This is a genomic window from Alteromonas sp. ASW11-130, assembly GCF_026183735.1.
Taxonomy (GTDB): Bacteria; Pseudomonadota; Gammaproteobacteria; order Enterobacterales; family Alteromonadaceae; genus Alteromonas.
Genome location: NZ_JAPFRE010000018.1, coordinates 71552 through 94164, shown reverse-complemented (window position 1 = coordinate 94164; position 22613 = coordinate 71552). Strand labels below are relative to the sequence as shown.

17 protein-coding genes are annotated in these 22613 nt (G+C 43.7%); 7 read left to right on the top strand and 10 right to left on the bottom strand.

Annotated elements, in window-relative coordinates:
- Positions 1-553: 553 nt before the first annotated feature.
- Complete coding sequence (guaA, locus tag OPS28_RS06860; RefSeq protein WP_265608714.1) at positions 554-2131, bottom strand: glutamine-hydrolyzing GMP synthase; 1578 nt, start codon at positions 2129-2131, stop codon at positions 554-556.
- Between the two features lie 74 nt (positions 2132-2205).
- The gene (guaB, locus tag OPS28_RS06855; RefSeq protein ID WP_265608713.1) at positions 2206-3675 is read right to left on the bottom strand and encodes an IMP dehydrogenase; all 1470 of its coding nucleotides are present in this window, start codon (positions 3673-3675) and stop codon (positions 2206-2208) included.
- A gap of 100 nt (positions 3676-3775) precedes the next feature.
- Between guaB and xseA the strand changes: the two genes are divergently transcribed.
- Together xseA and OPS28_RS06845 are read left to right on the top strand one after the other, a co-directional pair.
- Positions 3776-5146 carry an exodeoxyribonuclease VII large subunit gene (xseA, locus tag OPS28_RS06850; protein WP_265608712.1) on the top strand — a complete coding sequence of 457 codons (1371 nt, stop codon included), beginning with the start codon at positions 3776-3778 and terminating at the stop codon, positions 5144-5146.
- 58 nt (positions 5147-5204) lie between these two features.
- Complete coding sequence (locus tag OPS28_RS06845; RefSeq protein WP_265608711.1) at positions 5205-6356, top strand: hypothetical protein; 1152 nt, start codon at positions 5205-5207, stop codon at positions 6354-6356.
- 426 nt (positions 6357-6782) lie between these two features.
- Here the strand turns inward: OPS28_RS06845 and OPS28_RS06840 are convergent, their stop codons facing one another.
- Together OPS28_RS06840 and OPS28_RS06835 are read right to left on the bottom strand one after the other, a co-directional pair.
- Complete coding sequence (locus OPS28_RS06840) at positions 6783-7577, bottom strand: cytochrome c oxidase assembly protein (protein ID WP_265608710.1); 795 nt, start codon at positions 7575-7577, stop codon at positions 6783-6785.
- Positions 7578-7756: 179 nt separating this feature from the next.
- Positions 7757-9859 (bottom strand): winged helix-turn-helix domain-containing protein, encoded by a 2103-nt coding sequence (locus OPS28_RS06835; protein ID WP_265608709.1) that lies wholly within the window; start codon positions 9857-9859, stop codon positions 7757-7759.
- A gap of 136 nt (positions 9860-9995) precedes the next feature.
- Here OPS28_RS06835 and OPS28_RS06830 point away from each other — a divergent pair, with 136 nt between their 5' ends.
- The gene (locus tag OPS28_RS06830; RefSeq protein ID WP_265608708.1) at positions 9996-11375 is read left to right on the top strand and encodes an FG-GAP repeat domain-containing protein; all 1380 of its coding nucleotides are present in this window, start codon (positions 9996-9998) and stop codon (positions 11373-11375) included.
- Positions 11376-11451: 76 nt separating this feature from the next.
- On the opposite strand, the gene OPS28_RS06825 is transcribed toward OPS28_RS06830, so the two are convergent.
- From OPS28_RS06825 to coxB, 3 genes are read right to left on the bottom strand one after another with little or no spacing between them, the layout of a single operon-like run.
- Positions 11452-11793, bottom strand: coding sequence for a hypothetical protein (locus tag OPS28_RS06825; protein ID WP_265608707.1), 342 nt, complete (start codon positions 11791-11793; stop codon positions 11452-11454).
- A 6-nt stretch (positions 11794-11799) separates the two neighbouring features.
- A complete protein-coding gene (gene ctaD / locus OPS28_RS06820; RefSeq protein WP_265608706.1) occupies positions 11800-14298 on the bottom strand; it encodes a cytochrome c oxidase subunit I in 2499 nt (832 codons plus the stop codon).
- Positions 14298-15008, bottom strand: a complete 711-nt coding sequence (gene coxB, locus OPS28_RS06815) for a cytochrome c oxidase subunit II (RefSeq protein WP_265608705.1) — start codon at positions 15006-15008, stop codon at positions 14298-14300. The genes ctaD and coxB overlap by 1 nt, the downstream gene beginning before the upstream one ends.
- 34 nt (positions 15009-15042) lie before the next feature.
- Here coxB and OPS28_RS06810 point away from each other — a divergent pair, with 34 nt between their 5' ends.
- Complete coding sequence (locus OPS28_RS06810) at positions 15043-15528, top strand: DUF2231 domain-containing protein (protein ID WP_265608704.1); 486 nt, start codon at positions 15043-15045, stop codon at positions 15526-15528.
- Here the strand turns inward: OPS28_RS06810 and OPS28_RS06805 are convergent.
- A complete protein-coding gene (locus OPS28_RS06805) occupies positions 15525-15971 on the bottom strand; it encodes a CopD family protein (protein ID WP_265608703.1) in 447 nt (148 codons plus the stop codon). The genes OPS28_RS06810 and OPS28_RS06805 overlap by 4 nt on opposite strands.
- A gap of 221 nt (positions 15972-16192) precedes the next feature.
- On the opposite strand from OPS28_RS06805, the gene OPS28_RS06800 reads away from it, so the two are divergent.
- Genes OPS28_RS06800 through OPS28_RS06790 form a run of 3 tightly spaced genes read left to right on the top strand, consistent with a single transcriptional unit; the run spans position 16193 to position 21023 of the window.
- Entirely contained in the window at positions 16193-17347 is a 1155-nt protein-coding gene (locus OPS28_RS06800) for an efflux RND transporter periplasmic adaptor subunit (RefSeq protein ID WP_265608735.1), read from the top strand.
- Between the two features lie 11 nt (positions 17348-17358).
- A complete protein-coding gene (locus tag OPS28_RS06795) occupies positions 17359-20499 on the top strand; it encodes an efflux RND transporter permease subunit (RefSeq protein ID WP_265608702.1) in 3141 nt (1046 codons plus the stop codon).
- Between the two features lie 44 nt (positions 20500-20543).
- Positions 20544-21023, top strand: coding sequence for a GNAT family N-acetyltransferase (locus tag OPS28_RS06790; protein WP_265608701.1), 480 nt, complete (start codon positions 20544-20546; stop codon positions 21021-21023).
- A 282-nt stretch (positions 21024-21305) separates the two neighbouring features.
- On the opposite strand, the gene OPS28_RS06785 is transcribed toward OPS28_RS06790, so the two are convergent.
- Positions 21306-21812 (bottom strand): GNAT family N-acetyltransferase, encoded by a 507-nt coding sequence (locus OPS28_RS06785; protein ID WP_265608700.1) that lies wholly within the window; start codon positions 21810-21812, stop codon positions 21306-21308.
- 51 nt (positions 21813-21863) lie between these two features.
- Positions 21864-22613 carry an SDR family oxidoreductase gene (locus OPS28_RS06780; protein WP_265608699.1) on the bottom strand — a complete coding sequence of 250 codons (750 nt, stop codon included), beginning with the start codon at positions 22611-22613 and terminating at the stop codon, positions 21864-21866.

The following is a 22613-nucleotide window of genomic DNA, read 5'->3' as shown; positions in this document are numbered from 1 at the left end:
CAAACGAACGTTTATTGTCACCTTTCCGTCTCGTAACTTTACTGTCAATTTCTGATGTATCGTAAGTTGCACTGATATTTTTTCAGTAAGAGGCTGTTGAGGGATGTAGTGCGCGGGCTAGCCACTAAACGACATTTTGAATATGTTGTATCACCATGCGGGTTTATTTCAGTCTTATAAGCCGTGTCGCGCTACAAATTGGTTCAATCGGTTCCAATAAAGCTCAAGCGATAAATTATGTCAGGCATGCTACTTTAAACTTACATGCGTCCACATTGATGCTTAAATAGTGCTCGGCCCTGCGTCGTATACCCAGGCGCCGTGAAAAACCTTCAGTTTTCCAACAAAGCACGTTACCAAACGTCATACATGCGTTTTACCATCACTAATTAAATGAGTCTGGAATAAATTCAAATTAAGTAGTGGGTCCTTTAATTTGATCATCAAACATTATTTCCTACTTCATCAAATTATAGGGTGGATCTACTCGTTAAATGTTGTTACTAACTAACTTATAACGTTAAACCCACCACAATTATAAGAAGGGCCGGAACTATTCCCATTCAATCGTTGCTGGTGGCTTACCGGATATATCGTAGACAACCCGAGAAATACCATCGATTTCATTAATAATTCGATTTGAAACCGTGCCTAAAAAGTCATAGGGTAAATGCGCCCAATGTGCAGTCATAAAATCGATTGTTTCTACTGCGCGTAACGAAACTACCCAATCATATTTGCGAGCATCCCCCATCACCCCTACAGAGCGTACAGGCAAAAACACAGTAAAAGCTTGTGATACCTTATGATAAAGATCGGCTTTGTGAAGTTCTTCGATAAAAATAGCATCGGCACGGCGAAGTAAATCGCAGTATTCTTTCTTTATTGCGCCTAACACGCGAACGCCTAACCCTGGCCCTGGAAATGGATGACGATAAAGCATATCGTAAGGTAAGCCCAACTCGAGGCCGATTTTACGCACTTCATCTTTAAACAATTCACGTAATGGCTCTACCAGCCCCATTTTCATTTCTTCCGGTAAACCGCCTACGTTGTGGTGCGATTTGATAACATGGGCTTTTCCTGTGGCCGAGCCAGCAGACTCGATTACATCAGGATAGATAGTGCCTTGAGCCAGCCATTTTGCGTTAGTCAGTTTGGATGCTTCTTCGTCAAAAACTTTTACGAATTCTCTACCAATGATCTTACGCTTGGCTTCTGGATCAGCTTCGTCGGCCAGCGCTGCCAGAAAGCGCTCTTCTGCATCAACTTTAATGATGTTGAGACCAAAGTGATCGCCAAACATATCCATGACTTGCTGACCTTCATCGAGCCGTAACAAGCCATTATCGACAAATACACAAGTAAGCTTATCGCCGATAGCCTGATGGATTAGCATCGCAGTCACGGACGAGTCTACCCCACCCGATAAACCTAAAATAACTTCATCGTCACCTACCTGCTCTTTAATACGGGTGATAGCATCATCAATTATGGCACCTGGGGTCCATAGTTTCTCACATCCACAAATTTCCATTACAAAGTGAGACAATATCCGCATACCCTGGCGAGTATGGGTCACTTCAGGATGGAATTGCACACCAAAGAACTGTTTCTCCAGATTTTGCATAACAGCGTGTGGACAAGAAGGTGTTTGTGCAACGGTTTCGAAGCCTTCAGGTATAGATTCCACCTTATCCCCATGGCTCATCCACACGTCCAAGGTGGCATTACCGTTTTCACCAATATGATCTTCTATATTAGTTAATAAAGGAGAGGGCTTAATCACTTCAACCTGAGCGTATCCAAATTCGCGTATATTTGACCCCAAAACACCTCCGCCAAGCTGTTCTGACATGGTTTGCATTCCATAACAGACTCCTAGCACGGGTACACCAGCTTTGAACACATATTCAGGAGCGCGAGGAGAGTCCAATACGGTTACCGACTCAGGCCCGCCAGAAAGAATAATGCCCTGGGGATTGAATTCTTTTATCTGCTCTTCGCTAACATCCCACGCCCACATTTCGCAATACACCCCAATTTCCCTTACGCGTCTAGCGATAAGCTGGCTGTATTGAGAACCAAAATCGAGAATTAAGATTCGCTGGTCATGAATATTTGCGGTCATGTTTTCTACCTGAAGTATGTAAAAGAGACAGGCTGGTGATATACCAGCCTGTTATTAGTTTAGTGTCGTTATAGTTACCCCAAACGATAGTTGGGTGCTTCTTTGGTTATGCTTACATCATGCACGTGGGATTCTCCCATACCCGCCGAAGTCACCTTCACGAACGTCGCTTTGGTGCGCAAATCGTCAATGGTAGGACACCCGGTTAATCCCATTGCCGAGCGCAAACCGCCCATTTGTTGATGTATAATATTTGCTATTGGACCTTTATACGCCACACGACCTTCAATGCCTTCGGGAACTAATTTTTCTGCACTATTCGGATCTTGAAAATAACGATCAGAAGAACCATGACTTTGGTTCATCGCCCCCAACGAACCCATACCACGATAAGATTTGTAATAACGACCTTGATAAAGTTCCACTTCGCCTGGGGCCTCTTCAGTTCCAGCCAGCATACTGCCAACCATGACCGAGCTGGCTCCCGCAGCTAATGCTTTGGCTATATCACCGGAGAAACGAATACCGCCATCAGCAATAACTGGAATGCCAGTGTCTTTTAGCGCCTCAACTGCATCTGCTACAGCAGTGATTTGTGGTACACCACATCCCGTCACAATCCGGGTAGTACAAATAGAACCAGGACCAATACCTACTTTCACTGCATCGACGCCAGCCTCTGCCAGTGCTTTAGCGCCGGCAGCAGTTGCTACGTTGCCAGCAATAAGCTGAAGGTCTGGATAAGATTTTCGCACTTTTTTAACTCGTTCGATCACCCCCTCAGAGTGACCATGGGACGTATCGATAAGCAATACATCAACACCTGCTTCGACCAATAATTTGATACGCTCGTCTGTTCCTGGGCCCACACCCACTGCTGCACCTACACGCAGGCGTCCTAGTGAATCCTTGCAGGCGTTGGGTTTGTTTTCAGCTTTCTGGAAATCTTTAACCGTGATTAGCCCTTTAAGTTTGAAGCCATCGTCCACTACGAGAATTTTTTCAATACGATTTGCATGCATTAATTCAAGAACCTGCTCAGAATCAGCACCTTCTTTAACCGTTACTAGCTTATCTTTTGGTGTCATTACATCGCTAATTGGTGCATCATGGCGTGTTTCGAAACGCAGATCACGTCCCGTCACTATGCCGATCAGGTTATTGCTATCGTCGGTAACAGGAAACCCAGAATAGCCTAGCCGTTTACTGAGTACATTGACCTCCCCTACTGTCGCATTTTGTTTAACAGTAACTGGGTCCGATACGACTCCGCTTTCGTATTTTTTTACCTCACGAACATGGTTTGCTTGCTGCTCAGGTGTCATATTCTTGTGTACGAAACCCAATCCACCTTCTTGTGCTAACGCTATAGCTAAATTGGCTTCGGTTACCGTATCCATGGCCGCTGAGACCAGGGGTATATTTAAATCAACACCACGCGTAAGTCGCGTTTTCAAATTGGCAGTATGAGGGAGAACGGAAGAGTGCCCTGGCACCAGTAACACATCATCAAATGTGAGAGCTTCTTGAACGATTCTGAGCATGCAACAACACCTATGCGGTAAAGGGTTAATTGCGGCGCAATTGTAGTGTTTTTTAATTATCAGGTAAACTCTATTTGTCTTTAATTATGTGGTTTTTTCTATGCAGCAGGCTAACACCCCAACTTCTCAGGGAATTTTGTCCGTTTCTCGCTTGAACAGAATGGCGAAACGTTTACTAGAAAGTGAAATCGGTACGGTTTGGCTTTCCGCCGAAGTGTCTAATTTTGTCAGCGCAGCTTCAGGACATTGGTATTTTACGTTAAAGGATGAACGCGCGCAGGTGAAAGCCGCAATGTTTAAAAGTACTAACCGCTATTTACGCCAGCGCCCTAAAGAAGGGGATAAAATTTTAGTCCGAGCGTCAGTGGGTTTGTATGAACCCCGCGGGGATTATCAGTTAATTGTTGAGCATATGGAGAGTGACGGTGAAGGTCAGCTCAAAAGGGCTTTTGATACGCTTAAGGAAAAACTTAACGCTTTGGGGTTGTTCGACAGCGCGGTTAAACGGCCTCTCCCCTCCAGTATAAGACGCGTGGGTATAATTACCTCGTCTTCAGGTGCGGCATTACACGATGCTTTAACGGTGTTCAAAAGAAGAAGCCCTGCCACTCACATAATTATTTACCCTACCATGGTTCAAGGTGTCGATGCCCCGAGGCAAATTATTAACGCCATTAAGTCTGCCAATAACAGAAAAGAAGTAGATGTGCTTTTACTTACCCGTGGTGGAGGGTCATTAGAGGATTTATGGTGTTTCAATGACGAACAATTAGCACACTGTATCCGAGACTCTTCCATCCCTATTGTTAGCGCGGTGGGACATGAAGTGGATTTCACCATCGCTGACTTTGTCGCAGATTTACGTGCCCCAACGCCCTCGGCGGGAGCCGAATTACTCAGTCAAGACATTAATGTAATGTTGGAGGCTTTACGTAGCTGTGAGACGCGAATGAAGCAATCGTTAACAGCGTTACAACATCGTTTAACTAATAAAATGCAGTTGTTACAACACCGCTTAGCATCACAACACCCAAAAGTGCGTATTCAAACACAGCAGCAATCGTTGGACAGATTACAGATACGATTGGTTCACTCTATTGAGCAAAGGGTCAGTCAACTTAATAAACAGCATGCGCAAAAGGTTCAGCGACTATGGCGACAAGACCCCAGTTCAAAGGTAGAACAAGCGAAACTGACCCTGAGTCAGTTTAAAAAAGGGCTCAATAGAAGTATGTTACTTTTACTTGAAGACAAAAAACGAACGCTGGCCTATCACAGTCAGTCATTGAACGCCGTCAGTCCGCTCGCCACCCTTGCGCGTGGATACAGTATTACTTTCGATGAAAACGAGCGAGCTCTCACAGAGGTAAGCAAAATCGAGATTGGACAGGCTATTAGAACAAAACTTAGAGATGGGGAGATTTTAAGCAAAGTTGACGCACTTTTGCCAGCAGATAACCCAAAAAAATGATTGTGTAGACAAGTGAGATCATTCAGACTTGGTGACGAATTGTTAACAGGTTGTTTTTATGAAGTTACTTAGTGCTTGGCTAGCTGTAATTTTATGCGTGAGTAGTTGTCAGATGAATGACAGCACTAAGCATACTGTAGCGCCTGCAAACGCACAAGAAACAGAACTCAGTAACGACTTTCACATTGCTGCACCCGTGAGTGTTTTTTCAACCTACGTTAGTGAGGAAAGCAGGGCGAAATGTAAATTGATTACTGCTGAAAGAAAAGCATGTATTGACGATGCTATTGAAGCCTCGTACTTCTTCAGGGCCTTAAAAAACAGCGGTGCATTTCCTAACGCGCTGGCCGCCTCAGAAGAATCCGATTATCAGATTTTAGTTGCGAATCAGGCAGCAACTATTGCTAGCCCTAGCTGGTGGAACAAAAGTTTTCACACGTTAACGGGGGCTACTGCGCCACTCACAGATGAGCGAGTGCACTTTACTGAATTAACGGTACAATGGAGAGGACTGGAAATTGATAGTCTACTCATTGAAACGCATTTGTCGATGACCGACGTTCACACTCCTAAGACAGTTGCGGAAACCGTAATCGCGAGTTGGTGGTCGCATGCCCTGAAAAAAGGGCTTTTCACTGCCCAGTACTTGTTTAAAGCCCTTAATGCCAGCGACTATCTTAATGAAATGAGAGTGCCGGAGACAATCGAAACATTTACTCGTTTTGATACACAACTATTTCATGATCCGTTTCAAGGTGCCATAACTCGCTACACCCATAATGAATTTGAAGATGCGCTTTTAGACATTAGTGTCTTTCCCCTTACAGGTAATCTTGATGCCTCAATTGAAGCAACATTGATTAGTGTGCTTGAAAAAGAGCAATCAGACGCTCAGATTGTAGCGCAAGCAAGAAACCTCTCATTATTGGTAGACCAACCAATTGCTGAATTTACAAAAGGGAAGGAACTGATTTCTGACAAAGTATATATGCTTGCGTTACACGCAGACGGTGAACGTACTGAGCCTATTTTTGCGACGACCTATGTGTTTCGCCAGCAGGATAAAATTGTAAAGGTTAGTACGACATTTCCCCCGCGTATAGCCGACCCTTTGGTAAAGCAAGCTCTTCCTTCAATTAAAGTACCGTCAGAATCACCATTAATGTCTGCACTAAGAGAAATGGCTAAAGCCCGCAATACGGTTAATTAGCCAAGACGCGGTCTATAAGCTCGATTATTTCACGGTTTCCAAAGTACGTAATCATAGGATAATGAGCAGCTAGTTCGAGGCAACGACGCCCCCTCGTCACCCCGAGCTCCCACTCGTCATCCCGTGCCTCCACTCGTCATCCCGTGCCCCCTCTCGTCATCCCGAGCCCCCCTCGTCATCCCGATGAAAATCGGGACCTCGTTACCTGTTACCGTGAACGCAAATAGTCAACACTCCCCAGGCAGGCAAGGAAATTTCAACCTTCGTCCTGTACACAGGAGATCGTGATTTTCATCACGATGACGAGTGTTCTTCGATGTGAAAACAGATTTTCATCACGATGACGAGTGTTCTTCGATGTGAAAACAGATTTTCATCACGATGAGGAAGTTACAAAATATGAAATCGACTTCAAGGCCATAAAAACTAGGCCCTATCAAACTTCCTATACCATCTATTGACTGACCAAATGCCCGCGCTGATGTAAGGTATCCCACCCAACACCCACATAATAAGGCCAGCAAGTTGCTGGTCAGTCAGCCCCCTCGCCTCACCGTAAAAAGGCTCATTGGCAAAGGTTAAGAGAGCGCCTAAAAAGCCTGTATGCATAAGGGTGAATAATAGTGCTAATAAAGCCAAATGAACTTTGTGGGAAAAAGTATGCAAGCAAGCCCACCAAAACCAAATAGCAGTAATCAGAAAACATGCGTGCTCCACAATATGCACCCAAGGATTATCAACTGCTAGCATGTAAAACGTCGGGACATGCCAGAACCAGATCATTACTGCATGTAAATAAGCGCATACCATAGGATACTGTGTAATTTGGAACGCCAATTGCCAAAAGCGCTTTCCATACTGCCCCCACACTTTGTAGTACTGGGGTAAGGGTCGAGCTAGCGCGAACGCTGGCGCAATAATCACCATCATAAACATATGTTGCGTCATGTGGGCTGCGGCGCTGTCTTCCGCCCACTTATCTAGGGGTCCAAGAATTGTGAACAATGTAAGTAAAGCAGTTATATGGAATAACCAACGTCGCCAGGGAGTGGGTGACGCACGGCGCGCACCTACTTCATAAAGTAACCATAAAAGCATGACGATAACTGCTGTAATACCGGCGGCTATGCCTTCTTCTCCTGGACTACTAAATGGGTCATGCGCTAAAGCCGTTGGTGACAAAACCACTAAAAACAAAGCAAAACATTGGGTTAAACGCATAGCACTACTTGAAACATTGATTAGCCTTTTACTATAGCTTCTACTATTACAAATGAACTACCTGGAACGCTCTAAATTAGGTTCAGCGTAATGGTTGATTGTGCACTATGTTGGAGACGTGCAAACTCAAACGTATTTGCGATTTCAAAACAACTCACTACCTTGTCAGTCAGATCGCGTTATTGTTTTTGCTCTTTTATCTGCAAAATTTGCGAAACCTCAGGCTTTTTGATGTCATAAAAAATAAATGGACTACCCCTCCTACCTATTTGGGTAACGATAGCCGCATTGGGAACAGCAAATTCATCAATAACTTCGCCTGAATTGATGGAAATCCGCGAAAGCATTAGTCCCTCGGTTAGTCTTCGAATGAAGTAAAGCCATCCGTCAATGATTTCTACAGCTCCTGGTGCCGGTATCGCCCCTGTTTGGCTGAGATCGACTATTTGCTCAATATCGCCATTTGCACTCTTTTGGGCCAGCGCCCCCTTTTCGAGGTCAATGAAATATACGCCATTACTTTGGGGATCATCAAACGCTGCCACACCAGCATTTTCGGCAACGAGAGATATAGTCTGTACCCCTGGTTTATAAGCTAATATCGAATATGACCCTGTATCATTGCTGCTTAAATACAAGGTACTATTATCTTTAGACCAATTAAGCGGAATGACGCGTGCAGAAAATGTATATTGTTCAATTACCTTCTTTTTCATCACATCAACGATGTAAAGGACATTTTCATTAACTTTCTTACTGATAATGGCAACTTTAGTTTGGTCGAACGAGATAAGTGGACGACCTAAACTTGTGGCGTTTAGCTGAGTGATTTGTTCACTGCTATCAGCTGACTGCCTCCACAGTTCAAAACCGCCAGTTCGGTTAGATACGAAATAGACAAAATCAGTTATCCCATTGGAAACGCTCGCGTTCAAATTGATGACGGTTTTGTTTACATTTTCCAACCAAGAAATTTCTGGAAGTCCAATTTTCTCAACATGACGAACGGCTCTCCATTTTTTCAAAATAAGCGCGGATTGCACGCCTGAGGTATTTAGTTCAGAGTGAATGTAATTACCCAGCTCACTTATGGTTATAACACTTTGTTTTGTAGCGACATTAAAGTCCCATATATGAAACTTACCGTTCTTTTTGGCTGAAACCCATAGCTTATTCTTGGCTTTATTCGCTACGCTTAAGATTGAGTAAAATTCGTCGGATAATAACATCGACTTACCTTCCTCAATCTCATACTGATAAAGTTTAGATGTTTTACCGATATCTCTTGCACTGTAAAAAATACGTTTATCGTCTACATCAAATATAGGTGATGAAACAATACTTTCGTTCAACGGTATTTCCTTCGCCACGTCTGACGTCAAATCGAACAAATACAGTGACCTACCTGCGCCCGTTTCCGACGTATAAATAAGTTGATTTTCTTTTGAAGACACATCGAAAGAAACTATGTAAGCATCGGTTTTATGCAAAACACTCAGCTTATTACTATCAATATCTACATATTTGAGCTCACATGCTAAATCAGTGCACGACGCAAAATACACTTGGTTTTCATTTCGACTCCAGTGCGGAAATCTGATTTCATTCCGGGATGAGAGTAAAATCTTTTTTCGATTAGACTCGATATCAAAGAGTATTAACTGGTAATCCCCATTTTCGTTAAGGGGGGAGTCGACCCACAACGCTTTATCCTGATTGAAATTAATCGCGGGCATACCGGAACGTGTATCTTCGAAGGTGAGTAATCGAGACGTATATTTATGCTCCACATCTATATGGGAAGCCTCATCTTTAGAATTTTTAAAAAAGAATATATAGAGCGTGAAAGTCGCAATCAGAGCCAAAAGAATGGCTGCGACTACGATGTAGACTGATCGAGTTATTCTAGAGGGTTTCGTATGACTCTCTAAGCTTGGCTTATTCACCAAAAGTACTGGGCAAATAAAGCAATAACCCTTTCTGGAAATGGTTTCAATAAATTCAGGTGTTTTTGCGGAATCTTTGAAAACTTTTCGAAGCTCAAAAATTGTTCTGGTGATTACATCGTAACTGACTACCGAATTAGGCCACAACGATTCAGCAATTAACTCTCTGCTGACGACCTGACCTCTGTTCTCCACCAGAAAACACAATACCTGCATAACTTTGGGTTCAATTGTGACAGTTTGCCCCTTCAGTTCAATTTTATTGTATGCCGGATACACGTAAAAATTCTGAATTTGAAATCCATTTTGCAATTCTTTAGCAGATATATAAGCCATTGTTTTATTTTAATAATTATTAAATTGAAGGCGCGGAATAAAAAAATCATATTTTCTATATCCCTCCATCATGGAGTTTACAACTCGTTGAGAGTAACAAATTAAGGGACAAAACTACTACAAAAAGGAATGAAAAATGGCGAAATGTTTTTCGGTATGTAAAGGGGGCTTTTTATTCACATTTACTCTTGTTTTTCATAATACATTAGCCTCAACAATAGATATTGATATTGAAGGAGACGGCAGCGTATTGGTTGTCGATGAAACCGAAACACTGTGTGATGAAAACTGTGTTGTGGAAACCGTTTCAGATTTTATTACCTTGCAACCTCAAGCAAGTTCTAATGCTACATTTAAGCAATGGGATGGTCAGCAGTGTGATTTTGGGTATAAAGTCATTCATGGTTCAGCGAGAACGGGAGTAAAAACGGTTGGTGGTGGCGCTAAAACGTTAAAAAGCGCAGATATAAATGGCGATGGTATTGCAGATTTAGCGGCTATTAGCTTGTTTGACGGCAAAGTATTCTCATTGATCAACGATGGCAATGGGAAATTTAGCGATACAGTAGTTGTCGACTCAATGCGCTATCCCTCTGCCTTGGATCTATATGACTGGGATGGAGATGCTGATCAAGACCTATTAGTAATCGATTATCCAAAAAGGGAAATTCAGCTATATACGAATGACGGCAATGGCAACTTTACCTTCAGTAAAGCTATTGTTATACCGGATATTGCGCCCTACGCTCTCAGTGTAATGGATGTGAACGCAGATGATGCACCCGATCTAATTATTTCTTCGTTTAATGCAGATATTAGCGGTGATTTATTCGACTTAGTGGAAAGTATTGCTAACGCGTCGACTGATATATACACCAACCTAAACGGCTCATTCGAGCTATATCAAAATCTATCGTCTTCAGCGGCAATAACCGTAGATGCTTATAAACCCAACTCTTCTGACGCTATAGTCATTGCGACGGCGGAAATAGCGGATAACAGAGTCGTTGTTTATAGCGACGGCGAAGCCACCACTGTGGATAGTGGCTCCAGGCCATATGGCGTCAATTTTAATGATATAGACGACAATGGAACACAAGATTTACTAGTCGCCTACTATCGACCATCACAATTGGCTATTTTATACCAATTACAAAGCAATTCGTTTACTGCCCCAAACCAGATATTGACGCCATCAGAGGGCTTAACCGCTACCTCTATGGAAGATTTCAACAATGACGACATAGTCGATATCGCTTCAGGTGAATTTAATGCCAATAGTTTTTTCTATGTCCCTTCGATAAGTTATGTTGATTGTGGCCTGAGTACTGATTCTGACCGTTCTATAATTGCCATATTTAGTGAGAGTGAGCAGGCCCCGGAGAATCCGGCAGTACCCGTTAGTCAGCCAGATAATAATAGCTCGTCTGGTGGCGGAAGCTTTGGAATGGGAATGCTCCTATTAAGTGCTGTAGCAGTCTTCCGAAAATATTTTAAGTTAACGCTAAAAGCATAGAAGATAGTACTTTAATACATTGATTCGTCATGTCCTTTTAGTATTAAAAAAGGATATGGCGTTCGCCCCACTATTATTAAATGCAAGGCACGATTAATAGCAACGACAGGCCAATAGCAAGCGTTCCTAGAGCGGCAAAAATATACACGGCAGTGGCTATTTGCAACGTAAATTTGGCTTCTAATGATGATACCCGCAACAAAGTCCAACTTTTCACCGCACACCAGACAAGATAACCGACAACTATCAGAGTAAGCGTTAGCGAGCTAACAGTTATCCAATTAATCAAACCTTGCTCTGGGTCAGGCGCAGCAATTTGACAAGCTACCGAAAGCCCCCCATAGGCAATGACAAACCAAACAGCCCAAATAACCCATCCAGCTACATACTGCCAAGGATGCTGATTAATTAGTTTCATGTCGTGTTACCATATTTTCGGCACGAGTAAAAAACTGCCAAAACTGACCCAAAAAATACTTAGTGTAAATAACCAGAAAGGGTTAAGTACTGCCGGTTCATAGGGAAGTATTTGACTGATATAGCCTTTGCGTACTCGCAATACCTGTAAGCCGGTAGTAATGGTGGCAATTGCACTATGAAAGATTTGAAATATCAACATCACGAACAGTGCAGCATCATGAGCATTTGCTTTAAATGAAAGGTCACTAGCAGTCGTTAGATAAAGTAGCGACGATAGGTGAAGTAAGCCGAGTGCGAAAACTAACGAGAATTGCCTGCTTAGGTTTTGTACTATTTGTGCCCTCAAGCGTTTAACAATTCTTCGATACAACAAGACTGCTGTAGTAAGGAATGCACCGCTTATCGCCATCATACTGATTGAAACGGATGAGACATCTGGCACTTTACCTGCAGGTGCCACCGTCCATAAATATAGCCAGCCAAATAACAATGACAAGTATAGTGACCCATCACTAAGCAACGTCACTACCATGCCCCAAACACCCGGCCCACTCATGGTGCGTGAATGGAGTTTTGGCTCTCCCCGTTGATCTTCTTCCTCAGTCACCGGGGCTATAATTTTGTGGGCACCGTTCACCCATACCCAGCGAAACAAAAATATGGTTGCAATAACGGTTATAGCGATAGCCACTTCATAGGCTCGAGACAACAAACTTATACATAGTCCCGCTAAAACAAGTGCAGATAATAATGGTAACCAAGAGTGGCTTGGAATATGAATTACTTCCAGTAATTTGCCGGTCACCGCATCTGTACCATATAACTCGCGTCGACCATGGTAGATACTTCGTAAACCATGTGCACCATCGCTGATGGTTGACCGTAACTCCGGCTCTTCCCACAGGGGATGACGTGTATTCACAGTAGGTAAACTCAAAAAATTGTATGATGTGGGAGGCGTACCAGTGGCCCACTCAAGTGTATCCGCCTGCCAGGGGTTAAACTTAGCCTTTTGCCCGTAACGAAAATGCAAAATGATATCCAGCATTAACATGCCAAAACCACATGCCATGATAAAACTACCAAATGACGAAAGCATATTAAGCCAGTCCCATCCAAGACCCGATTCATAGGTGACAATTCGGCGCGGCATACCTAACAATCCCGTTAGATGCATCATCAAAAATGTGGCATTAAAGCCAATAAAGATAAGCCAAAACGCCCACTTCCCCATATGCATAGTAGGCATACGACCAGAGAGATGCGGTAGCCAGTAATAAACTCCGCCAATTAAAGGGAACAGCATTCCGCCAATTAAAACATAGTGAAAATGTGCGACGACAAAATGTGTATCGTGCACCTGCCAATCAAACGGAACGAGTGCCAACATGACGCCCGTGAGACCGCCACATACAAATATAAACAAAAAACCAAACATCCATAACATAGGCAACTCGAAGCGTACCCGGCCCGTCCACAAAGTGGCTATCCATACGAAAACTTGAATCGAGGTCGGTATAGCTACTAACATGCTGGCAATAGAGAAGAAAGCCTGCGCCAGTTGTGGAATGCCTACTGTAAACATATGGTGAACCCACAGTCCAAAACTGATAAAACCCATGGTAATAATAGCCAGTACAATCCATCGATAACCTACCAACGGCCGTCCAGAAAAGACGGGGATAATGGTAGATACAATACCTGCCGCAGGTAGAAAGATAATATAGACCTCTGGATGACCGAACAACCAGAACAGGTGCTGCCAAAGAATAGGATCACCACCCGCTGCCGGGTTGAAAAATGGCATTCCTGCGGCGCGTTCGAGCTCAAGCAAAATACTGGCGAGAATGAGTGGAGGAAAACCAAAAACTATCATTAGCGCCATCGCTAAAATATACCAACAGAAAATTGGCATTTTACTTAACGACATACCTGGGGCGCGTGTGCGTAATATTGAAACGGTTAGTTCCACGCCAGCCGACACCGCGGATATTTCAACAAATGTGATACCAAGTAACCAGAAGTCTGAACCCGGGCCTGATGAGAATTCAGCGCTGGATAAAGGTGTATACATAAACCAGCCCGAATCAGGTGCAATCCCTAACAACAAGCTGGTCATGATAATTATGCCGCCAAATAAATAGCAGTAATATCCCAGCGCACTCAAGCGAGGAAATACCAAATCGCGCGTGCCAATCATTTTGGGGATAAGATACATGGCTGCGCCTTCCAAGATGGGTATGGCAAATAAAAACATCATTATCGTGCCATGCATAGTGAAAAGCTGTGCGTATAAGTCTGGAGAAATAAGCTCTTGCTCGGGTAACGCTAATTGGGTGCGGATGAGCATCCCCAATACACCACCTATGGTAAAAAAAACCGTCCCGGTTAACATAAAGCGACGGGCGATAGAGGTATGATTGACTGCTGCCAATTGCCCCCAACCGGGCAAGTTGTCCCATACTTTGGCAAATTGGGCGTGTAATGATAAATCGTTATTCATTATTCGCGCGCTCCCTTTTTCATTCCATGTTGGGTTACCCAATTTTCGTACTCGTTCTCAGGCATAACATTTACTTCAAATTTCATCTTAGTGTGAGCCAAACCACAATATTCCGCACACTGTCCGCCGTAGGAACCGGGCTTATCACCTTGTAGCCTCAATATATTTGTTCTACCAGGAATAGCATCTATTTTTCCGCTCAATCGTGGAACCCAAAAGCTGTGGATCACGTCTTCACTCGTAACATGAATATCAACAGGAACACCAGCAGGTATAAAAATTTCATCGGTAAGCTGTATTCCCTGGTTTGGGTAGCTGACTTCCCAAAACCATTGTCTAGCATGTACGTTAACAATAATAACTTTTTCATTTGGCCAAGGAAGCATGCTGTGTCCTGCCGGTATGCCGAAGGCTAGAAGCGCAGTTATACACACCACGGGCAACCCTATTCCACCGATGACGACGAGTCGGTTAGTCACACGCTTGCTTTCATTCTCGGTATAATTCTTATGCGATTTTCTAATTGCATACCACCATAGTGAACAGACACCTATAAGCACTATTGTGCCTACTGTAAACATGCCCCACCAAATCCACATAATCGCCTCTGCATGTGGGCCAGCAGGATCCAAAATCGAATATCGTCCGTTACAACCTACTAACGATAGGACGATCGCAAATAGCGATAACTTACGTAAGCGATTGACCATATCTGTTTCCATTTGTTTGAGGATGTAAGATTCTATGTTGCGTGAAGAGAAAATTGACAGCCGTTCGCTGATTAAGGGGCATCCTCTGCATCCCGCCTTGATACATTTTCCGGTGGCTACCCTCTTGTTGTTGGTTATTACCGATATTTGTTACGTTATCAGCATCGATCCGTTTTGGGGCAAAGCCGGATTTTACTTGTCGACAACAGGTTTGCTGTTCGGTGTGCTTGGCAGTTTGCCAGGTGCTATTGACGTGTTTACGGTTAAACGGATCCGTAGAATTGTCTCGGCTTGGGCTCACGGCTTGCTGGCAGTAATGACATTGTCGCTGGCGACGCTTAATGTCATGTTGCGTTTGGGTGATGATCCGGCCGAGCAAATCATGCCGTGGGGGCTGTACGTTAGTGTGCTCACAGGCGTAATGATTAATATAACAGGTTCGTTGGGGGCAAGACTGGTGTATGAATACGGTATCGGAGTAGATGTGGTGCAAAAAGATGAACATCTCGTTGACCCTTAAAGTGTCCATGGCAATATCGAAGGCTCGGCAGGCTTCATTAACACCACACCAAGGATAATCAACATACATACCGCTAAAGCAGCAAATAACATCCAGCTATACATAATCAAATTACAGGTTTCATTCTTTTCCATGCGCGTTATAAGCAGGCCCAGACATGCATGAAAAACAACCAGAAAGCTAACAAGCGTTAACTTAACCAGCAGCCAGAAAATAAGAATATCACCCACCACGAACGTCAACGTACCGGCTATTATTGATATGACAGCAGCGGGAGAGGAAATATGAGTAAACACCAACCGTGCCACCGACCCCATTCCGGCAGGATGCTGCATAAATTGACTATTTTTTTGCATTTGCACAGCAACTAATACTGGAACATATAGCGCTGACGCAGTCCAGATAATAAGAGAGACAATATGCAACGCGAGTAACCAAAGCACGACGACTTTCACAAACCAATTGAATTATAAACGAATAGTTTATACTGCAGCGAATAATCAGTTGATCAGCATTGCTTTCAGATAATTACAGAAATATATTTTGCACCATTCGCAATTAAACCATTAACAGTACTCTAACAGTTCGTTACAATTGAGTCGTAAACGTAAGCATTTTTCACGTTATTATGTGAAGTAAATGCACCAACGAGAAGTAGTTAATGATGAAATGGATTAAAATTGTTCTACCAGTTGCTATATTTGCAGTCGGCTTCGGTGGTATGCAGGCGATTATGGCCACGGCCTCCGACGATAAAGTTCAAGAAAAAGTCGACACACGCCCATCTGTTACCGTTGATAAACTCGATACCGATTCTTACACCGTGGAAATTACTGCCTATGGTGAAGTATCCCCTCTTGAAATTACTAAATTGGCTGCTCAGGTATCAGGTGAGATAGTTTCCTGGAATAAACACTTCGTCAATGGTGGCTTAGTGAAGCGTGGTGAAACGTTATTCACTATTGAAAAAGATGCGTATGAAGCCGCATTATTATTAGCAGAAGCTAATGTCACTTCTGCTAAGGCTCAATTAATTCAGGAAGAAGCGCAAGCGCAGGTTGCAAAAGAAGAAGCGGCTAAACTGACCAAGGGAAAAGTAAGCGATTTGTACCTGCGAAAGCCGCAATTATTAAGTGCCCAAGCGGCCTTAAAGTCTGCAAAAGCACAACTTAAAATTGCCCAAAGGGATTTAGATAATTGTGAAGTCAAGGCACCGTATGACGCATTGGTAGTATCCCGCGATATCGGCGTGGGGGACTTCGTAAGCACAGGTATGATTACGGCAACCCTTTATAGTATTGAAACAGCGGAAGTCACCTTCCCAGTGGCTGGTTTTGATCAAGCTTTCTTACCCGACCAAATCACACAACGTAAAGCTACCGTCAATTCGGGTAGCAGTAAACAGACTGAACGTTCAGCTTGGTTGCACCGCGATACCGGAATAGTAGACCAAGCTACGCGTATGGCCCACCTTGTCGCCAGAATTGACGACCCGTACGGAATTCGTTCTCAGCAACGGCCAATTAAATTTGGCAGTTACGTGAAGGTGAACTTTTCCGGCAAAACGGTTGATAATGTATACCGCATCCCACAGGAATTAGTCACCAATAAAAAGCTCTGGACGTTAGATAAAGAAGACAAATTGATCTCTAACGAGGTAGATGTCGTTCGCGAAGATGGGGGTTATTTTTTGATCAGAGGCGATTTCGATCAGAACCGCGTAGTTAAAACTCTGCCCGAGTATCCGCAAGAAGGAATAGCAGTAAAAGTCATTCCAACCGACGCTAAAGTTGCGATGATCAACGCAGCCAAACGTTAAGGACGCGCCAAATGAACGAAAATTACGATACCCATAAGGGCATCATTGCCTGGTTTGCTCGCAATTCGGTTGCGGCCAATTTGCTCATGGCTTTCTTAATCATAATGGGCATATTTGGTTATAACACTATCCAACGACAAATGTTCCCTAATATTGAGATCAATTACATCGAGATAAATGCTCAATACCCTGGGGCCTCTCCACAGGAAATTGAAGAAAGTATTCTGATAAAAATTGAGGAATCCGTCAAAGATATCACCGAAATTGAGAAAACCATTTCGCGGGCGTTTAGAAACAGTGGACGCATCGTATTTGAAGTGGATACGGGTGAAGAATTAAAAGACGTTATGGATAAGGTCAAATTGCGAGTAGACAGTATCGCCACCTTTCCTGCTGGTATGGAGCCAGTCACCGTTTCTCAGATTGAATTTAAACAAGATGTTATCGAAATGCCGCTTGTCGGTGATCTTCCGCTTGATGAACTAAAAGAACTTGCCAAAGAAGTGGAAGACGAATTGCTTCAGTTAGGTACGGTGTCCTTGGTCGATATGGGGGCACCGGGAGACGAGATTGCCGTGGAAGTATTGCCCGAAATGCTTCGTCGCTATAATCTTACAATTGATGATGTTAGTCGTGCTATTCGTAACTACTCAACGAATTTATCCGCTGGTCAAATAAAAACTCAAGCCGGTCTAATATCCGTCAGGGTGGAGAATCAGTTCTATGATGGGAAAGATTTTGGCTCTATACCTGTCAAAATTGGCGCAAATGGTTCTCGAGTATTGCTTTCTGACATCGCCACGATTAAAGATGGCTTTACGGAAGGTGAACGCTACTTCAAATACAACGGGAAGAACGCCATTTATATGTCTGTTATGGCGACTAAAACGCAAAACACCATCCCCGTTGCGGAAAATGTTAAAGCTTACATAGAAGAGAAAAACAAAACGCTACCTGCTGGAGTCAGCTTAGAAGTATTAGTCGACATGACGTATTACCTTAATGCCCGTCTCGATATGATGCTCAAAAACTTGCTTCAGGGATCTATCCTGGTAGCGCTGATGCTTACGCTGTTTTTACGTTTCCGCTTAGCATTTTGGGTAATGATTGGATTACCAATATGTTTTTTAGGCGCCGTAATGCTTATGCCTGTATTTGGCGTCACCATTAATATCCTTTCGCTTTTTGCCTTTATCATGGTATTAGGCATTGTGGTGGATGACGCTATCGTCATCGGAGAAAGCGCCTATACCGAGATTGAACATAAAGGTGGCGGTATCGATAACGTAATCCGCGGCGCAAAGCGTGTCGCTACACCTGCGACATTTGGTGTACTGACCACCATCGCGGTGTTTGCCCCCTTCACATTAAGCAGTGGGCCAGAAGGCGCGTTTTTCTACAATATCTCTGTCGTTGTCATATTGTGCTTATTCTTCAGTTTAATTGAGTCAAAACTCATATTGCCTGCCCACATCGCGCACATCAATTTCAAGCCGATTAAAGCCAATAGCTGGCGAGCAAAGTTTAATACGCGTTTTAACAACCTTGTAAATGGACCCTATCGTCGGACAGTTGAAAAAGCACTCGAATGGCGTTGGGCTGTATTAATGATTTTTATCGCGATGCTGTTAGTGAGTTTGGGATTAATGGCTGCCAATTACGTGCGTTTTGTCCCCGAACCTAAAGTACCGCATGACTTTCCAAGTGTAAGAATTGAGATGAATAGTAACGTGTCAGACACGGCTGTTATCGATGCTTTGCGTACCATCGAAAACGTGATTAACAAAGAAGAAGAGAAGATTAAACAAGAATACGGTCGTGGAATGATCAGAGATGTTCTAGCCTTTAATCAGGAAAGAACAGAAGGCCGTATTGTTGCTCCTTTGGTTCACGAAGACGAGCGTCCTTTTGATACGTTTGAGTTAGCTCGTCGTTGGCGCGAAGCTATCCCTGAAATCCCGGGGATGAAATCGTTTATGGTACAAGACGATGTGAACGGTGGTGGCGATGATGGAGAATTTGGCTATCTGCTATACGGGCCCGACATTCAAACTCTCAATGCTGCTGGTAGGCACTTTATTAACATGCTCCAACAACTACCAGGCTTGTTCGATATCAGCTCAACTATTGATCCTGAAAGTAAAGAAGTGCAAATGACGCTGCTGCCCGTAGCTTACGATTTAGGGATTAATCTATCTACTATTGCTAGTCAGGTTGGCGCCGGCTTCTACGGCGGCGAGGCTCAACGTGTTATACGTGATGGTGAAGAAGTACGCGTTATGGTGCGTTACCCTGAAATGACGCGTGCCCGCTTTGCGGATCTTAAATACACTGTTATCACTACCCCAACGGGAAAAGAAGTTATGTTAGGGGACGTGGTTAAGTTAGAAGAAAAACCTGGGATTAGCTACATTCGCCGCGAGGGAGGCTACCGTAGTGTTTATGTTTGGGGCTCAATAGATGAAATTGCTATTGAACCTAACGAAGTGGTTGAGCAGATTGACGAAAAGCTCCTTCCACAATTAAAAGAAAAGTTCCCTTCCGTTATGACAGAGTTGGGTGGCGATATTGAAGAGCAACAGGCTCAACAGAATGAGCAGATAATGTTCTTCGTCGCAGCTATGATTTTAGTCTACATTCTGTTGGCTGTTCCATTAAAAAGCTATGGCCAGCCCTTAATCATTATGTCGGTCATTCCTTTTAGTTTGACCGGCGCGATATGGGGCCATTTTCTGTTTGGAATGGACTTAAGCATGATGTCGACGTTTGGTCTAATAGCAGCGGCCGGTGTCGTCATCAATGACTCCCTGGTTATGACCGATTATATAAACCAGCGACGAAAACAAGGTTATGCCATTCGTGAGGCGGTTGCTGAAGCCGGCGGTGCACGATTTAGAGCTATCACCTTGACCTCGATCACGACCTTTGTTGGCGTATTGCCGATTATGTTTGAAACCAGTCTTCAGGCCGCATTCGTCATACCAATGGCTATCGCCTTAGGTTTTTCGGTGCTTTATGCCACACTGGTTACGCTTATACTGGTTCCATGCCTCTACCTAATTTTAATTGACTTGGGTAAACCGTTTAGATGGGCAATCAATAAAGTTCGTACAAAGCCAGCCGAGCCCGAAGCTCAAATAACTCATTCATAATCATTCGATGGGGGCGGTAAGCCCCTATTCTCTTAGGACATTACATGACGTTATCAATCCGCCCCGCAAATACTAACGATGCACATTTAGTACACCAATTTGTGACAGAATTAGCCATTTTCGAAAAAGCAGAAAACGAAGTTGAGGCCACTGTCGATGATATTAAGTCGTCTTTATTCTCTGATACCGCGACCGCGCACTGTGTAATTTGTGAAGACGATGGCGTACCAGTAGGATTTGCCGTTTACTTCTATAACTACTCTACTTGGCAAGGTAAGAACGGCGTCTATCTGGAAGACTTATATGTCACTCCAGATGCTCGTGGAAAAGGCGCTGGGAAAGCTTTGTTAAAGTACTTAGCAAAGCACGCAGTAGATAATGATTGTGGTCGTTTCGAATGGAGCGTACTTGATTGGAACAAACCTGCCATCGATTTTTATGAGTCGTTCGGGGCCAAAGCAAAAAGTGAATGGCTCGGATACAGGCTGTCTGGTGAAGCGCTTAACGCCTTTGCTAAAAGCTAATAAAGAGGCGGCGTCATCTCTTGCCCTTTTTGCAGAAGCTTGAGCTGTGTCTTCGCGCCGCCTGGCTTTATCATGTTGAAGATCCGCCTGGCTAGTAACTCATAGTATTTACCGGTCGGAAAAGGATTTACATGTGCTATTGATGATTAACTGTGCAGGCGAAGAATTGAAAGTCGTCACTTCAGGTGTAGACCGGACAGTTTTAAACCAGTTTTAATGTCTCCATAGCTTTAGGCGCTCTGCCTTTTATTGCTGATTAGCATGGCAGAGCGAATAATCTCTTCACTTCTCCTTTACATCTTCAGGCATCTTCAAGGCTACTTTTTCAATACCGTGAGACGGAGTCCACGTTTTATAATGTTGAAAGCCATGCTTCTCATACAATGCTATGGCGGGCGTGTTTACTGCTGCGGTTTCTACTACCGCTTCTGTGTATCTAAAATGGTTCGTTACAAAGCTAATCAATTTATCCGCTATGCCTCTTCTAAAAAAGTGCGGATGAACAGCTAAACTGTCTATAGATAGGCGCCTACCATCTACCTCAACTTCAATAACACCAGCAAGATTATTGCGCTCGAAGAAGCCATAAAACAGTGTTGATGCGTCTTTAATTTTATCTACTGAACGTAACAAAGGGGGGAACTCATCAACCCCGATAAGTTCAGCTTCAATTATGTATGATTTTTGGAATACAGAATAAACTTGCTCTGCAACCACATCATCGGAATGGTCTAGTTTCGATATCATAAACGTGTGAATATGTAAAAAGTAAAAAGGGGTCGGAGTCATTTAAATAAATGATTCCGACCCCTTTTCCCCTTTTCCCCTTTTTCCTCTTTTTTAACTCATCCCTCGAAGTGACTTAGCTGGCACCATTCTCAATACCCAATGCATCCAAGCCCAAGGCCAGGTTGGCACATAGCTATTGGCCTTTTCTTTCTCAATAGACTTCACCAGCGCTTTACAACCTGTTTTCGTATCAACAATGAAAGGGACTTTTTTGACTTTCTCGTTAATCTCGCTGCGGATGAATCCGGGGTGTACACAACTGACTTTGATCGGTGTACCCATCACGTCAATGCGAATACCTTCACTCATCGATGTTAACGCGGCTTTGGTGGCGGCGTACACTGTCATGGCTCGGCGAAATCCACGCACTGCGCTGATGGATGAAATGGTCACCAAATGCCCTGAATTTTGTTCACGGAATATCTCCATAGCAGCTTCAGCCTGTGCCAGTGCAGCAACAAAGTTGGTTTCAGCAGTCTGTTTATTGGCGTGAAAATAGCCTGTTCCAACCGAAGCCCCCTTGCCCATGCCTGCATTGATGATAACGCGATCAAGCTGTCCCATTTCTTCTCGAAAAGCTTTAAACACCGTAAACACATCGTCGTGTTGGTTCACATCAAGCGATTTAATAAGCACAGTAATGTTGGGGTTGATGGCAAGCAGTTCGTTTTTTAACGCTTCAAGGCGTTCGACACGGCGGGCACATAACGCTAAATTTCTTCCCTTTTTGGCAAACTCTATGGCCATCCCTTTACCTAATCCTGAGCTTGCGCCTGTGATAAGTATATTTTTTCTCGTCAT

Bases quoted from the DNA above. Each gene is read 5' to 3' on its own strand.
- guaA (WP_265608714.1), bottom strand. From the start codon at position 2,131: ATGACCGCAAATATTCATGACCAGCGAATCTTAATTCTCGATTTTGGT.
- guaB (WP_265608713.1), bottom strand. From the start codon at position 3,675: ATGCTCAGAATCGTTCAAGAAGCTCTCACATTTGATGATGTGTTACTG.
- xseA (WP_265608712.1), top strand. From the start codon at position 3,776: ATGCAGCAGGCTAACACCCCAACTTCTCAGGGAATTTTGTCCGTTTCT.
- OPS28_RS06845 (WP_265608711.1), top strand. From the start codon at position 5,205: ATGAAGTTACTTAGTGCTTGGCTAGCTGTAATTTTATGCGTGAGTAGT.
- OPS28_RS06840 (WP_265608710.1), bottom strand. From the start codon at position 7,577: ATGCGTTTAACCCAATGTTTTGCTTTGTTTTTAGTGGTTTTGTCACCA.
- OPS28_RS06835 (WP_265608709.1), bottom strand. From the start codon at position 9,859: ATGGCTTATATATCTGCTAAAGAATTGCAAAATGGATTTCAAATTCAG.
- OPS28_RS06830 (WP_265608708.1), top strand. From the start codon at position 9,996: ATGGCGAAATGTTTTTCGGTATGTAAAGGGGGCTTTTTATTCACATTT.
- OPS28_RS06825 (WP_265608707.1), bottom strand. From the start codon at position 11,793: ATGAAACTAATTAATCAGCATCCTTGGCAGTATGTAGCTGGATGGGTT.
- ctaD (WP_265608706.1), bottom strand. From the start codon at position 14,298: ATGAATAACGATTTATCATTACACGCCCAATTTGCCAAAGTATGGGAC.
- coxB (WP_265608705.1), bottom strand. From the start codon at position 15,008: ATGGTCAATCGCTTACGTAAGTTATCGCTATTTGCGATCGTCCTATCG.
- OPS28_RS06810 (WP_265608704.1), top strand. From the start codon at position 15,043: ATGTTGCGTGAAGAGAAAATTGACAGCCGTTCGCTGATTAAGGGGCAT.
- OPS28_RS06800 (WP_265608735.1), top strand. From the start codon at position 16,193: ATGAAATGGATTAAAATTGTTCTACCAGTTGCTATATTTGCAGTCGGC.
- OPS28_RS06795 (WP_265608702.1), top strand. From the start codon at position 17,359: ATGAACGAAAATTACGATACCCATAAGGGCATCATTGCCTGGTTTGCT.
- OPS28_RS06790 (WP_265608701.1), top strand. From the start codon at position 20,544: ATGACGTTATCAATCCGCCCCGCAAATACTAACGATGCACATTTAGTA.
- OPS28_RS06785 (WP_265608700.1), bottom strand. From the start codon at position 21,812: ATGACTCCGACCCCTTTTTACTTTTTACATATTCACACGTTTATGATA.
- OPS28_RS06780 (WP_265608699.1), bottom strand. From the start codon at position 22,613: ATGACGAGAAAAAATATACTTATCACAGGCGCAAGCTCAGGATTAGGT.